A 14,076-nucleotide genomic window follows, 5' to 3' on the forward strand; every position below is an offset into this window, starting at 1 on the left:
CCTTTCAGCGGATGCGGCGGGCGCGAAGAACGTGGCCACCGGCGAGCGCGGCCGCGGAGACGATGAGCAGCAGAACGATGGACAGCAGGGCCAGCGCGGGCGTCGGGTCGGGGCGCAGCACGTTCAGCGTCGCGCCGGCGACGGGGCCGGCCCACGTGTCCTCGCCGTCGATGCCGTGGAAGTCGAACAGCACGTCGAGCGGATAGCCGCCGAGGGGATGAAACAGCGTCCGGGCGAGGGTGGGCATCATCTCCGGGGAGACGATGTTGCCCCACAGCCAGTAGCCGACGAACAGGACCCGAAACAGCGGCGCCGGCATGATCATGGGTACGGCCAACGCGAACGCCGCCACCAGCAGCAACCCCGGCACGATCACCACTGCGAACGCGGCCAGCGCCCAGGCCATGGCCACCGGTTGTCCGATATCGATCGCGTACGCCGCCGCGAACCCGAAGTAGGCCAACGCGATCGGGACGGCCGTCGCCGCGGCGGCACCCAGATACTTGCCCAGCAGCCGGGCGGCCGGCGAGGCGGGGGTGGCGTCCAGGATCGGCGCCACGCCCAGCCGGTCGTCGCGGACCAGCCGGTCGGCCAGCAGGCAACCGAACCCGATCGCCAGCAGCGCATGCAACTGCACGGCCAGGCCCACCACCCCGGTCCGCGGATCGAGCGGCCGCTCCCCCGGGTCGAACAGATCCCGCAGCAGACTGCCACCGATCAGCACGAACAGAACCAGCGTCAACGCGGGCACGATCCACACCGACCGTTTACGAACCTGCATCCGGAACTCGTAGCGCAGGCTGGCACCGAAGGCGGTCACTCGTCCTCCTCACTGATCAGGCGTTCCGGGCGGCCCAGCAGGATCAGAGCGAGAGCGACCAGTACGGCGCCCGCGCCGACCAGCACGAGCCGGTTCGCGAGCCAGTCATCCGTGGCCGCACCCCGGGTCGTGGCGAACAGGTACAGCAACCGGCCCGGCAGGTGCTCCTGCACCGCGTCGGCGAAGAACTGCTGGATCGCCCACACCGTGGTGACGATCGCGCCGGCCGCGGCCGGGCTGCGCAGGACCGCGCCGGCCGCGAACCCCAGACCGCTGAGCCCGAGCATCGGGGCCAGCCAGGTGAGCTGCCCGGCGAAAGCGCCGTGGTTCTGCGGCCAGCGCGCCCACCAGCCGGTCACGATCAGCACGGCCGCGGCCAGCACGGCGACCGCGGCGGTCCAGCTCAGGACCACGATCATCCGGCGCAACAACGTGATCCGGTACGGGGTGGGCACGGTGAGCTGAACCTCGCGGGCCGGGTCCTGGCCGATCAATGTCGAGCAGACGACGGCGGCGGCGAGCGGAACCGCCATCTCCAAACCGCCGAGCAGGATCCGGGCGGTGGTCGTGTCGCTCGGTTCCGGATAGGCGAGCGCGGCCGCGATGCCGAGGGCGACGGCCAGCGGTGGGCCCAGAACTGCGGCCCATCCGGTACGGCGTGCCTCGTACCGCCAGAGGGTTATCGGTCTCACACCCGGTGGGTAGCGTGCCGGACACCGGGAGGTTCACGCCCGGCCAGAATGAACGCGACGATCGTGAGAGCGGCACTGACCGTCAGCACCGATGCGTTCGTGGTCCAGACCTCCACGACGAGCCGGGCCAGCCAGCCGTCACGGACGAGGACCCCACCGATCAGCACCCGGACCGCCCACAGTCCGACAGCGGCGCCGAGCGCGACGTCCGGTCCGAACCGGACGGCGATCAGCAGGCTGACCGACGACAGCAGAGCCATCGGGCCGAGCCAGGCGGTGACCAGCGTGTTCAGGCTCGCGGCGCCGGCCGTGCCGGTGGCGGCCAGGACAGCCGACGCCGTCACGGCCAGCGCGAGGTCGTACCCGAAGACCAGCGCGATGCGGACCAGCAACAGCAACCGGCCCGAGGTCGGGGTGGCCGCGACCACCTCGGCGGCCGGGTCGTGGCCGGCGCGATAGGTGCCCGCGACCCCGGCGGCGGCCACGATCGGCGCCACCAGAGCCAGCACCAGGTCGGCGCCGGCGGTGGCCTGCAACAGCACCAGCCCCACGCCGAGCGCCATCACCAGCGCCGAGGCGATCGGCACGGCGATCCGGATCAGCCGCGCCTCGGCCACCATCAGCCCGGCCAGATGCCGCAGCCGGCGCGGCGGGCTCTTCGCCGGCGGCGTCAGCGCGCTGCGGGTGAGCACGGCGCGCACGAGAGTCGCCGGGTCGGGTGGGGGTTCGGTGTCCGCGGAGGCCATCGCCTGCCAGGAGGCCAGTTCGGCCCGGCATCGTGGGCAGTCGGCGAGGTGGAGGCGGACGCGTTCCCGGTCGGCTTCCGGCAGCGACCCCGCGGCGTACGCGGGCAACAGGTCCTTCATTCCGGAACCCCCTGAGCGGTGAGCGCCGCGGCGACGGCGGCCCGGGCATGATGCAGCCGGCTCTTCACCGTGCCGACCGGGATGGCCAGCACCTCGGCGACGTCGGCGAGCGGCAGTCCGGCCACGAACACCAGCGCGATCACGTCACGATGATGTTCGGGCAGCCGGTCGATGGCGGCGGCCACCGGCGTCCCACCGGCCGCGGCGATCGCCAGCTCATCCGGTCCGGCGCCCTGATCGGGCCGGTCGGACAGGTCGGGACCGATGGGCTCGGGTACGGACCGGCCGCGCAGCCGGTTGTGAGCCTGGCGGCGGGCCACGCCGAACAGCCACGTCGTCACCTTCGCCCGGCCCTCGAAGGCGCCCGCCGACCGCCAGACCGCGAGCATCGTGTCCTGCAGAATCTCCTCGGCGGTCATCCGGTCGCCGGCGAGCCGGTGCAGATATCCGAAGAGGGCACCGGCGTGCCGCTCGTAGAGGCGGGACAGCGCGGCGGCGTCACCGGCCGCGATCGACCGCAGCAACGCCTCGTCGCCGCCCGCTTCCATCCCCACCTCCCGGACAACAGTGGTAGCACCACTGCTTGACGGGTGGGTAGCAACCGCGGGCGAGAAAGGTTCACCTGTACGTCCAGGATCATGTCAAGGTGAACACATTTCCCGGCTCGTCCTCCGGTTCTTCGGATCAGGCGACTTCAAGCTCCCTCGATGTGCCGCCGTTGTTCGCCGCCCTGGACGGGGCTCGCCGCGTTCTGCTGGCCGGCGCCGGAGGCGGGTTCGACGTCTACGCCGCATTGCCGCTGGCCATCACGTTGTGGAACCGCGGCGTTGCGGTGCATCTCGCGAACCTGTCGTTCACCCCGCTGGAGACGCTGGACCTGGACGCCTGGCCGGCGCCCGATGTGGCCCTCGTCGCCCCGGCCACCCATGGCCCGGAGGACTACTTCCCGGAACGGATCCTCGCCCGCTGGCTGGCCGCCCACGATCTGCCGTCGACGGTGTACGCCTTCGCCAGGACCGGCGTACAACCGTTGCGTGCCGCCTACCGGCATCTGACCAGCCACCTCGGCATCGACGCCTACCACGGAGTCGTCCACAGCCAGGTCCTGGAGAACCTCGCCGCCCTCGACCGCGACGGCGGCTACCTGGGCGCGTTGTCCATTCCCAGTGCCAGCAGAGAGGCGGCGCTGTACCGCGACGCCGTCGCCGACGCTCAACAGGCGACTCCGATGCGGCCCAGCATCGTGCAGGGCCAGATCGCCGCGGCAACCCGGGGAGCCTTCGGCGACGTCCAATTCACCCGCCGAACCGCCGGCAGCACACTGTTCGTCAACCCACTGATGGCCGCCTACTTCACCGTCGACCTGGTCAGTCTCGCCAACCGATGCCTCTACCTCGATCGCATCGAACAGACCGCCGACATGCACGAGGTGGCAGCACAAATCGACGCCTTTCGCAGGCAGACCACCACTCGCCCGCCTCGTGTCTTCCCGCATTGAACGGGGTTGGGCGGAGCGTCGCGCGGCCCGTAGTGGATCATTCATGCGTGTCAGACGATGAGACGTACGTGGTCGCCGCTTTCGTAGCGGCACACCGCTGGCTGCCTCCGGCCTCGTATCGGCCCGTGCACCTGCCGGCCGAGGTCGTCTCCGTCAGCGAATGCCTGACCGACTGCCACCCGCACGATCAGAAGTCGATGTCGGATCCCCCGTGGCACCGATCGCTCGACGATGCTCTCGATGCGGCGGCCGGAGACGCCGCCGGGTGCGTCCCCGAACCGGCACCCGAACACATCATCAAGCGCGTTCTGAAGCGCATCACGAACCGTACGGTCGAGGAGGAGGTCACCCTCGGGACTGTGCACACGCTGGCGATGAGCGTGCCGGCCTCCGACGCCGACGGCCTCCTCACCCTGATGAGGCAGTCCATCGGCGACTACCCACACCCGATCCTGACGAATCTGGCCCTGGGCGCGCCCCCACCCGCCGGCCAGGCGCTCGGATTCGAGGTGCTCGGGTTCGATGAGGGCTGGTTCCACACCTGGCTCTGCTACACCCTGCACGAGGAGGCCGCCACCAGGTTCGGCGTCTTCCCGAACGAGCGGGGGCTGCTCAATACCCTTGCCGAGGCGCGGCTCGTCAGCGACATGGCCAACGAGGGCCGCGGAACGGTGGGGGGTTTCGCCGAGGAGTACACGTGGTTCCCGGCGCTCGTCACTCAGCACGACCTGGTTCGTCAGGCCGCGGGAATCCCGGGTTCATCTCATAGATCTTCTCTAACCGGCGAACCTCTTTGATCGAGGCAACTCTCCATTGACAGAAGAGTATCGATGGGATTGCGGCCAGTATCACGGCAGTGTGAAATATCAGTGCGGATATCTGCTGACCGTCTTGAAAGATAAGCCTTGAAGCACTTGTCGCCATACAGAGCAGCCAGAGGACGGCAATCGACCGCCAGAATGCGACCGAGTCGTACAACGGGTCGGGAATCCTGTTCTTGCCTACGTGTTCCATGCGCGATCGTCGCGATCCGGCTGGTCATCGGTGGACATGAGCGGACCGTACCGAAATTGGTTTCGGCAGTCCTCCGTTCATGAAATCACGTAACAGGTGATGCCATGGTGCCGTGACGCCTACCCGATGGGCGGGGCGGTGCTGCCGCGGATGACGAGTTTCGTCGCGAGTTCGATGCCCGTCTGCGAGACGGGTTCGCCGCGGCCGAGCGCGAGGGCCAACTCGGTCGCGGCCATGGCCATCTCGGTGAGCGGCTGGTGCACGGTGGTCAGCCCGGGGGCGATCATCGCGGCGATCGGCAGGTCGTCGAATCCGACCACGCTCAGATCCTCCGGGATAGGCAGTCCGCGTTCGCGTGCCGCCCGGTAGACACCGACCGCTTGCAGGTCGTTGCCCGCGAAGATCGCGGTGGGCCGCCGCGGCCGGTTCAGGAGTTCCACGGCGGCGCTGTGACCGCCGTCCTCGGTGAGCGGCGCGCGGATGATGTCGTGATCGCGTATCGGCAGGCCGGCAGCCTGCAGGGCGGAGCGGTGCCCATCCAGCCGCGCCTGGCAGTAGAGGTGTCCCGGGCCACTGATCATGGCGATGTCGCGGTGCCCGAGCCCGGCCAGGTGGCGGGTCGCCGAGCGGCCGCCGGCCCAGTTGGTCGCGCCGACGAACGGGACGTCCTCAGGGAACTCGCTCGCCGGATCCAGGACGACGAACGGGATGCCCCGCGCGCGGAGCTGGTTCTGCTCGCTGTCGGAGAGCTGGGCGACCGTGACGATGCAGTCGGGCCGGCGGGCGATGGTGTCGTCGATCCAGTAGCGGATCGTGTTGCGGTCGGGGCCGAACTCGGTGAGCACCAGGCCGACGCGGTGCTCGCGGACGACGCGTTGCACGCCGCGGATGATCTCGAGGCCCCACATGTGCTCGAGGTCGTCGACGACCAGTTCCATGAGGTTGGTGCGCTGGACCGGGTTGGACTTGCGGTAGCCGTACTGGCTGATCAGGGCTTCGACGCGGGCCCGGGTCTCCGCGGCGACGCCGGAGCGGCCGTTGATGACCTTGGAGACGGTCGGGATGGAGACGCCGGCGGTCTGCGCGATGTAGGAGATCGTGACCGGCTTGACGGTGTCGGCCGGTGGATGTTCGGTCACTGGTCCTCCCTCACCGGATCGGCTCGTAGTCGAACCAGTCGAACAGGACCGTACCCGTGGTGGCGAACATGCCGATCACGCGCCCGGTGAAGCCGCCGGCCACCTCGGTCGACAGATATCGCCCGTCGAGCTGGGCCAGCGTCTGGAACGTACCGTCCGGGGTCTCGATCCCGAGGTTCAGTTCGTCCGGCCCTTGAGTGGGGTGCCAGTGGCCTTCGGCGGCGGCGATGACGTCGATGCGCAACCGAACGGGTCCGGCGGGCAGCGGCCTGGTGGTCGCGGTGTGCAGCACGGAGCCGAGGCGGGCGGTGACGCGCACGATGCCGTCACCGGCCTCCAGCTCGTAGTGGTGACGTTCGTCGAGGCGTACGGCCAGTCCACCACGCCCCGCGCCGGGATCGAGCAGGACCCGTACCCGGCAGGAGGGATGTTGCTGGCGCCGGCCGATGAAGGTGACGCCGGGATTGTCGAGGGAGGGGCCGCGGGCGTGCAGGGCGAGCCAGCCGGGCCGGTCGGTGGTGGACCAGCTTCCGGCGGGCCGGGATCGTACCGAGATCCACCGGGGGTGTAGCTCGGCGTCGTCGAAGTCGTCGCGGGCCCGCGGCGGAGCCGGTGGCTTCACTGGCCAGGGTGCGGTCATCTCAAGCGTGAGGTCGCCGGGCACCGGCCATCCGTCGGTCCAGGTCACGGGCACCAGGAAGGTCTCCCGGCCGAGCACGTGCCAGCCCGGGGTGCCGCCGCCGGGCCGCACCGCGAGCAGGACCATCCACCAGGAGCCGTCGGGGCCCTGTACGAGGTCGGCGTGGCCGGTGTTCTGGATGGGCCGGTTGCTGCCCCGATGGGTCAGGATCGGGTTCGCCGGGCAGGGCTCGAACGGCCCGTTCGGTGAGGTGGCGCGGGCGATCGAGACGGCGTGTCCCCGTTCGGTTCCGCCTTCGGCGATCAGCAGGTACCAGTGGTCGCCGATCCGGTAGAGGTGCGGGGCTTCCGGCGCCTGGGCGTGCGGGCCGCCGGACCACAGGCGGTGCGGGCCGTCGAGGGTGCGGCCGCTGGTGGGGTCGAGGCGTATCTGGGAGATGCCGGCGTAGGTGCACCAGCAGTTGCCGTCGTCGTCCCAGGCGAGGTCGGGGTCGATGCCGATGCCCGGCACGGGGATCGGATCCGACCAGGGGCCGCGGGCGTCGTCCGCGGTAAGGATCATGGAGCCGCCGCCGGGTGCGACGTTGGTGGTGATCAGCCAGAACCGTCCGTCGTGGTGGCGCAGCGTCGGCGCGTAGACGCCGCCCGAGGAGGGGGTGCCCGGCGGCATTGCCAGCTGGCCGGGGCGGTCCAGGGCGTTGCCGATCTGCTCCCAGTTGACCAGGTCGCGGCTGTGGAAGATCGGTACGCCGGGGAAGTACTCGAAGCTGGAGCAGGCCAGGTAGTAGTCGTCGCCGACGCGGCAGACGCTGGGGTCCGGATGCATGCCGGCGATCACCGGGTTGGTGAAGGTCATCCGGTCTTCTCCCACTTGGTAGCGAAACTTTCCGATCATTCAATCATGGATCTCGATCAATGACCATGCTACGTTTCCGCCAGACATTCGAAAGTTTCTATCCACGGCGGGTCCGGTGTCGCGCAAGAAGCTGGGCCGGCTTGGACGGGAGAACCCATGGCATCCCCACCCTCACGACGGGCCTTCCTCGAACTGCTGGCCCTCGGCGCGGCCACCACCACCGCCGGCCCCCTGCTCACCGGGTGCAGCAAGAGCCCGGCCGGATCCGGCACCGCACAGAACCTGAACGCGTTCGACGCGATCCTGCCGGCTCAGCAGGATCTCGCCATCGGCGTGAAGCCCGACATCCTCGGCACCCGCCCGGTGCCCGACGGCTACACCCGCTACCCCACCGGCCTGGTCGACGCGGTCCCCGGCAAACCCGGCACGAGCGGACGGCCGATCACCGCGATGACCCCGGTCTGGGGCCCGGCGCCTCCGGGCACGGGACGCAGCGCCTACCTCCAGGCGGTCAACGCCGAACTCGGTACGCCGGTCGAGTTCACGGTCCAGGACGGCAACACCTACGCCGACAAGCTCAACGCCATGCTCGGCGCCCGCGACGTGCCCGAACTGCTGTGCGTACCGGGCTGGGAGATCGAGAAGATCCCACGGTTCGCCCAGGCCACCCAACTGCTGTTCACCGACCTCACCGACCGGCTGCGGGGCGAGGCGGTCCGCTCGTACCCCATGCTCGGCTCCTTCCCCACCGCCGCCTGGCGCAACGCGGTCTGGAACGGGCGCCTGTTCGCGATCCCCAACCCCGCCGACGCACCGTTCCCCTACGCCCTGTTCACCCGCAAAGATCTGCTGGACGCACGCGGCAGCGCCATGCCGGCCGGCCTCGACGAACTACTGGTTCTCGCCAAGGAGATCACCGATCCGGCCCGCGGCGTGTGGGCGTTCAGCGACCTCTTCGCGATGATGCAGATGTACCACCGGGTGCCCGGCGCCAAGGGCGGCTGGCGCCTGACCGCGGACAGGACACCGGAGTTCAAGTACGAGACACCCGAGTACCGGCAGGCCCTCGAGGTGATGACGAAGATCTACCGCGACGGGCTGGTCCACCCCGATCTGGCCGCCAGCAAGGGCGCCGACCAGGACCAGCTGTTCGCCTCGGGCTCCATCGTCTTCGCACAGGCCGGTCTCGGATTCTGGCAGGCGGCGCAGGCGCGACAACAGAAGATCAACCCGAAACTGAACTTCCAGCCGGTGCCGGTCTTCGCCGCCGGCGGCGGGGATCCGCTGGTCTGGGGCGCCGACCAGCCGATCTCCTACACCTTCCTCCGCAAGGACCTCGCCCCCGAACGGATCGACGAACTGCTGCGCATCATCAACTGGTGCTCCGCCCCGCTGGGCACCGCCGAAGCCCGGCTACGCGACTACGGCATCGCGGGCAAGCACCACACCGCTACACCGAACGGGCCGGTCCGCACACCTCTGGCCCTGACGGAGAACGTGAACCAGTACTTCTTCATCAGCGGCCGAAACCCGTCGGTCGGCCCGTTTCCCGACACCCCGAACTACGTCCGGGACGCGCTCACGTACTCCAACAACATCGTGCGACACCTGGAGCGCGACCCGTGGGAGGGGCTGAAGGTGGAGATGCCGACGGCTTACAAGGCCGGCGCGGTGCCGTTCGAGGAGAAGTTCACCGATGTGCTGCGCGGCCGCCGCCCACTCTCCGACGTGGACGCGATCGTCCGGGAGTGGCGCGAGAACGGCGGCGAGCAGGCGCGTGCCCTGCTGGCGAAGGCGTTGTCCGAGGCCGGGCGATAAAACCCATTCATAGGGTACGGGTGAAGCGCGGCCGCCACGACGAAGGTCAGGGGCGGCCGCGCTCGATTGTCAGCCGACAGCCCCGGTCACCGTCGTACCGGACTTCGTGATGCGGTAGGCGACCTGCGTACCGCTCCAGAAGTGGAAGGTCAACGTGACGGCACCGTCGTTCACCTCGGCGAAGAACTCCGGCTTGAGAAGGACCGTGCCGGCGGTGTAGTCGGGCTGGAGGTGCGTCCAGAACTCCTTGAACGGTGTCCAGTTCGCGGGTCCGGCGTTGCTGCCGTCGGCGTACCTCGCCTCCATGGTGGCCAGCTGATCGCCCCGGAACTGGGTCCGGATGGCGAAGGAGCCGGTCGTCCCGGTGGCGGCGGCCTGCACCGGACGGTCAGCGGTGATGATGCTGATCGGCCAGGGAACCCCGGCGGAGAACCGCGCTTCGATAGTCGCGTTCACACCGTAGGCGCGGTTTCCGGCCAGCCGGGCGAGCGCCGCCGCGGTCAGCGTCAGTGTGTTCCCGGACAGGGTGTAGTCGGCGCCCTGGACCAGATCGGCACTCCCCTGGCGCAGCCCCTGGAACGTGAGGCCGTTCAGGTTGAGCGTCAGCGTCCTGCTGGTGATCGCACTGGCCCGCGGCAGATACACCTGATCCGAGGACGCCGTACCGGACCGGGTGGTCCAACTCGCCCGGACCATGTCGTGGACTCCCTGGTCCCGCCAGCGCAGTTCGCCGCGGTTCAAGAACTGACCGGCGTCCCACAGCATCGTGGTCAGTCCCCGGGTGCGGGCATGGAAGCCGACGGCTTCGAGGAACTTGAGGAACTCGCCGCGCTCGATGATCCCGGGCCGGTTGTGATCCCAGTTGAGCAGCGCCCACTCGCCGATGATCACCGGGATGCCCCGGTCCACGAACGTGGTCCTGACCCGGTCGAACGTGCCGATCAGATCCTGCTCGACGGTCGCGTCGTAGCGGGTGCCGCCGGCGATGTTCACGCTGAACGGCCAGTATCCGTAGAAATGCACGGTCGCCGCCAGGTTCGGGTCGTCCAGTTCGCCGAAGCTCGCGGCCAGCGCGTCGAGCCGGCCCTGGTCGGCGTTGGTGTAGAGGGTCGGCAACACCAACAGCCGGGTGGCGTTGCCGCCGCCCGAGGCGCGCACCAGGTCGACGAAGGCGGCGTTGAGTTCGTCCAGCACCTGGTAGTTCTGCTCGTCGCCGGAAGTGCCGGCGAACTGCGGCTCGTTGATGCTCTCGAACACCAGCTTGCCGGAGTGGTCGCGGAACGCCGCGCTGATCTGCGTCCACAGCCGGGTGTAGCGATTCAACACGACAGTACGGTCGGACGGATACGTGTTGATCCACTGCCACGAGTCGTGATGCAGATTGATCATCACGTAGAGCCCTTCGGCAAGGGACCAGTCGACGATCTGCCGCACCCGGCTCAGCCAGGCGGCGTCGATGGTGTAGTCCGGGGCGCCGCCGTGGTGGTTGCTCCAGGTGACCGGGATCCGGATGCTGTTGTAGCCCTGCGCCTTGACGTGCCGCAGCAGTGCCTGGGTGGTGAGCGGGTTGCCCCAGGCGGTCTCGTCGGGGATCGCGTCGAGGGTGTTGCCGAGGTTCCAGCCCGGCTGCATCGCGGCCACCGTGGCCTGGGGATCGGCCGGGCGCGGCGACGCCGACGTCGACGGGCTCGGCGACCCGCCCACACTGCCGGTGCAGGCGACGCCGTTGAGGTCGAACGACTCCGGCACCGGATTGCCGCCGGTCCAGGACCCGTTGAATCCGAACGAGACGGTCGCGCCGGTGGCGACACTCCCGTTCCAGGCCGCGTTGGTCGCGGTCACCCGGTTGCCGGCGGCACTGACTGTCGCGTTCCAGGCCTGGGTCACCCGCTGCCCGGAGGCGAACGTCCAGCCCAGATTCCAGCCGGCGATCGGGTCACCCAGGTTGGTCACCCGCACGTCGGCGGTGAACCCGCCGGACCATTGCGCCGAGACCGCATACATCACCCGGCAGCCGGTGGCCGCCTGCGCACTGGTCGCCGTCGTCACGCCCGCGACCAGCAGGGCGGCCGCGAGGACGGCGACAAGACCCGCGCGCGATCGCGTTCTTCGTGCACTCCACACGTCCATTGAGGCTTCTTCCTCTTGTCGTGGTTCTTCGGCCGGCCGGAGGAAGTGCCTCAAGAACGGTGCAGATGCGGTGGTGAGCTGAACGCGAGGCCTTCGGGAGAAGCAGCAGGGACACGTCTCCGGGCGGGATACTTTCGCGGTGAACTACGAAAGTTTCTGCCTCGGCACCCTACAAGCAACATCCAAGATGGTCAATGAAAGTGTGAACCCTCCGCTGGCCTGAACTCGTGTGCACTACGGTCGATTTGCTCCGTAGCCGGTCTGCCGACACGGTCGTGAGCGCACTTGTCAACATCCGATGAAGTTCACGGTTTCCGCCATATCCGCACGCCCTGTGCGTAGGCGCGGCACCTCTTTGTTCTCGAATCCCACCGAGATACCGCAGAACAGTATGAGACGGTCACCGGCCCCGACAATCTGGCTCACGGTCTTGCGATACATCGTCCACATCACCTGTGGACAGCTGTGCAGCCCTTCCGCCCGCAGTAGCAGCATGACCGTCTGCAGGTACATGCCCGCGTCGCCCCACTGACCGGGACCCATCATCTGGTCGAGGTAGCAGAACAGGACGACTGGTGCCCCGAACGCGTCCGTGTTCAAGGCGGCGATCTTCATGGGCCGGTCGGGATCGTCTCGCTCGATTCCCAGCGCCGCGTACCGCTGGGAAGCCGCGGCGAAAGCGCGGTCCCGGTACGGCGCAATGAGGTCGGCCGGGTACATCGGATACTGCCGCTCGTCACCTCCGTCTCCCGCCAATGCCCTGGCCGTCGCGCGTTGCTTCAGCTCGGCCAACGGCTCGCCGGTCACGACGTACACATGCCAGGGCTGGAGGTTCGCACTCGACGGAGCTCGCGTCGCTGCGGCCAGTACTCGTTCGAGCACCTCCTTCGGTACCGGCTCGTTGCTGAACGCCCGCACGGCGCGGCGACTGTCCACAGCTTCGTACACATCCAACGTCTGTTCGTCCTTCCACTCAACGGCACAGTCCCTCTGCCCGGATCTCCGGGGCGGGATCAGCAGGGTGCGGAACGGAGGTAGTCGTCTATGAGGTGGTCCAGGCGTTCCCGGTCGAAACTGTGGTCGTGCCCGGGACGAACGAGGCGTACAGGTAGGGCACGCAGCCGGCGGAGGGAGTGGACATACCGGCGCCTGTCGCTGCCGGGTAGACAGTCGAGCAAGACGTCGTCGTAGACCACGTCTCCGCTGAACAGCGTGCCGTCGCTGTCGTCGAACAGTGCGATGCTGCCAGGGCTGTGACCGGGTAGGTGCAGGACCGTCAGGGTGTGGCCACCCAGGTCGAGCAGGTCGCCGTCAGCCAGTGAACGGGTAGGTGTCACCGGTCTTACCCGGTAGGTGTCGAGGTCGTAGTCGCCGTGCGGCCGGGCAGTCAGCAGCACCGGCGGCAGAGGGTCGACCAAACCCATCTGAGCGGCCAGTGCCGGCCCGTACAGCGAGCCCGGGATGGGGTCATTGACGGGTTCGAGCGGGTGGGCCCACACCTGACCGAACTCGTGCGCAGATCCCATGTGGTCGAGGTGGGCGTGGGTGAGAACCAGGACGGGCTCGCGCCCGAAGCGCTCGGTGAGCAATGGCGCCAGCGCTGTGACGCCCAGGCCGCAGTCGACGAGTATGTCGCGGTCGCGGCCGCGACGATGCCAGAGGTTCGCGCGCAACAGTCCGCGGACGTGGGGTTCGTCGATGAGCGTGGTTCGCTCGTCCACGACGGTGAAGCGGAACCAGTCCGGCGCCACTGGCAGGGAGGAGGTCATCGGGCCTGCTTCCGGATCAGTTGCCGGCACGGCGGTCGGGTCAGCGCGGCGTACGATGCGCATGCCACCAGCAGGCCGATTCCCCACAGTGTGTAGCCGGCCATCTCCAGGAACAACGGCAGGAACGGGCCGCCGAAGTCCCCGCGGATCCAGGCGGTATTTCCGGCGATACCGAAGTATGCGGTCAGGCCCGCCCCGACGAACAGCCCCGGGCCGAGTACCAGCCAACGCGGCACGGCCCGTCCCCGCAGCGGTACCACCCAGGCCGGCCACAGCCGACCCCAGCGGTGCGCCAGCGCCAACGGCAGCACCGTGCCGGCCAGACTCATCAGCACCAGGAAGACCACCATCGCGCTCCACGACACATTCGCCCGGCTCACCTCGGACTGCCACCGCCCGGCGAACGTATCGGCCAGCCACACACTGATCCGAGCCCCGAACCCGGCGACGGCGACATACGCACCGGCGAAGGCCCAGCCGGGCGCCCGCTCCGCCCGGCTGTCCGGTGACCTGCCGTGCACCCGCCCGCACGACTCGCAGGGACGTACAGCCAGCCGCCGCTCATCCACGGCGACGCGCAGGCAGAGAACCCCGGCGACGGCGCCACCACCGGTAGCCAGCAGACTGGCGACAATGCCGGACCTGGCGCCCTCGAACAGCAGCGCCACCAGCATTATCGGCAACAGGAACGAGTAGACGCACAGGGCGACGCCGGCAAGGGCGGTGATCCCTGCAAGCACATGGCGGCGCGTGTCGCCTGCCTCTCGGCGGGCGGTAGCCGCGGCGGCGAGACATCCAACCGTCGCGAGGACACCGAGTGCCACCGGAACCCATC

Annotated in this window: 13 protein-coding genes; 3 read left to right on the top strand and 10 right to left on the bottom strand. The window is 68.9% G+C overall.

Annotated features, from left to right (window positions below; translation table 11 throughout):
* Positions 1-4: 4 nt before the first annotated feature.
* From IEZ13_RS38040 to IEZ13_RS38055, 4 genes are read right to left on the bottom strand one after another with little or no spacing between them, the layout of a single operon-like run.
* Positions 5-820 (bottom strand): hypothetical protein, encoded by an 816-nt coding sequence (locus tag IEZ13_RS38040; RefSeq protein WP_183226329.1) that lies wholly within the window; start codon positions 818-820, stop codon positions 5-7.
* Positions 817-1,512, bottom strand: coding sequence for a hypothetical protein (locus tag IEZ13_RS38045; RefSeq protein WP_183226328.1), 696 nt, complete (start codon positions 1,510-1,512; stop codon positions 817-819). The genes IEZ13_RS38040 and IEZ13_RS38045 overlap by 4 nt, the downstream gene beginning before the upstream one ends.
* Positions 1,509-2,378: an anti-sigma factor gene (locus IEZ13_RS38050; RefSeq protein WP_183226327.1), complete on the bottom strand. Its 870-nt coding sequence runs from the start codon at positions 2,376-2,378 to the stop codon at positions 1,509-1,511. Before IEZ13_RS38050 ends, IEZ13_RS38045 begins: the two co-directional genes overlap by 4 nt.
* Positions 2,375-2,926, bottom strand: a complete 552-nt coding sequence (locus tag IEZ13_RS38055; protein WP_183226326.1) for an RNA polymerase sigma factor — start codon at positions 2,924-2,926, stop codon at positions 2,375-2,377. Before IEZ13_RS38055 ends, IEZ13_RS38050 begins: the two co-directional genes overlap by 4 nt.
* Before the next feature lie 98 nt (positions 2,927-3,024).
* Here IEZ13_RS38055 and IEZ13_RS38060 point away from each other — a divergent pair, with 98 nt between their 5' ends.
* Both IEZ13_RS38060 and IEZ13_RS38065 read left to right on the top strand, forming a co-directional pair.
* A complete protein-coding gene (locus IEZ13_RS38060; protein WP_203834055.1) occupies positions 3,025-3,876 on the top strand; it encodes a hypothetical protein in 852 nt (283 codons plus the stop codon).
* Positions 3,877-3,923: 47 nt separating this feature from the next.
* Positions 3,924-4,673: a hypothetical protein gene (locus IEZ13_RS38065; protein ID WP_183226325.1), complete on the top strand. Its 750-nt coding sequence runs from the start codon at positions 3,924-3,926 to the stop codon at positions 4,671-4,673.
* Between the two features lie 336 nt (positions 4,674-5,009).
* On the opposite strand, the gene IEZ13_RS38070 is transcribed toward IEZ13_RS38065, so the two are convergent.
* Both IEZ13_RS38070 and IEZ13_RS38075 read right to left on the bottom strand, forming a co-directional pair.
* Entirely contained in the window at positions 5,010-6,029 is a 1,020-nt protein-coding gene (locus IEZ13_RS38070) for a LacI family DNA-binding transcriptional regulator (protein WP_183226324.1), read from the bottom strand.
* A 10-nt stretch (positions 6,030-6,039) separates the two neighbouring features.
* Positions 6,040-7,524: a glycoside hydrolase family 43 protein gene (locus IEZ13_RS38075; protein WP_183226323.1), complete on the bottom strand. Its 1,485-nt coding sequence runs from the start codon at positions 7,522-7,524 to the stop codon at positions 6,040-6,042.
* 156 nt (positions 7,525-7,680) lie between these two features.
* Between IEZ13_RS38075 and IEZ13_RS38080 the strand changes: the two genes are divergently transcribed.
* Positions 7,681-9,342, top strand: coding sequence for an extracellular solute-binding protein (locus IEZ13_RS38080; protein ID WP_183226322.1), 1,662 nt, complete (start codon positions 7,681-7,683; stop codon positions 9,340-9,342).
* A gap of 69 nt (positions 9,343-9,411) precedes the next feature.
* Here the strand turns inward: IEZ13_RS38080 and IEZ13_RS38085 are convergent, their stop codons facing one another.
* From IEZ13_RS38085 to IEZ13_RS38100, 4 genes are all read right to left on the bottom strand, one after another.
* Positions 9,412-11,472, bottom strand: a complete 2,061-nt coding sequence (locus tag IEZ13_RS38085; protein WP_183226321.1) for a cellulase family glycosylhydrolase — start codon at positions 11,470-11,472, stop codon at positions 9,412-9,414.
* 288 nt (positions 11,473-11,760) lie between these two features.
* The gene (locus IEZ13_RS38090; protein WP_229795551.1) at positions 11,761-12,420 is read right to left on the bottom strand and encodes a nitroreductase; all 660 of its coding nucleotides are present in this window, start codon (positions 12,418-12,420) and stop codon (positions 11,761-11,763) included.
* A gap of 65 nt (positions 12,421-12,485) precedes the next feature.
* Positions 12,486-13,241: an MBL fold metallo-hydrolase gene (locus tag IEZ13_RS38095; RefSeq protein ID WP_183226319.1), complete on the bottom strand. Its 756-nt coding sequence runs from the start codon at positions 13,239-13,241 to the stop codon at positions 12,486-12,488.
* Entirely contained in the window at positions 13,238-14,065 is an 828-nt protein-coding gene (locus IEZ13_RS38100; RefSeq protein WP_229795536.1) for a hypothetical protein, read from the bottom strand. Before IEZ13_RS38100 ends, IEZ13_RS38095 begins: the two co-directional genes overlap by 4 nt.
* Positions 14,066-14,076 lie beyond the last annotated feature (11 nt).

It is taken from the genome of Actinoplanes campanulatus (genome assembly GCF_014647795.1).
In the GTDB taxonomy this organism is placed as follows: Bacteria; Actinomycetota; Actinomycetes; order Mycobacteriales; family Micromonosporaceae; genus Actinoplanes; species Actinoplanes campanulatus.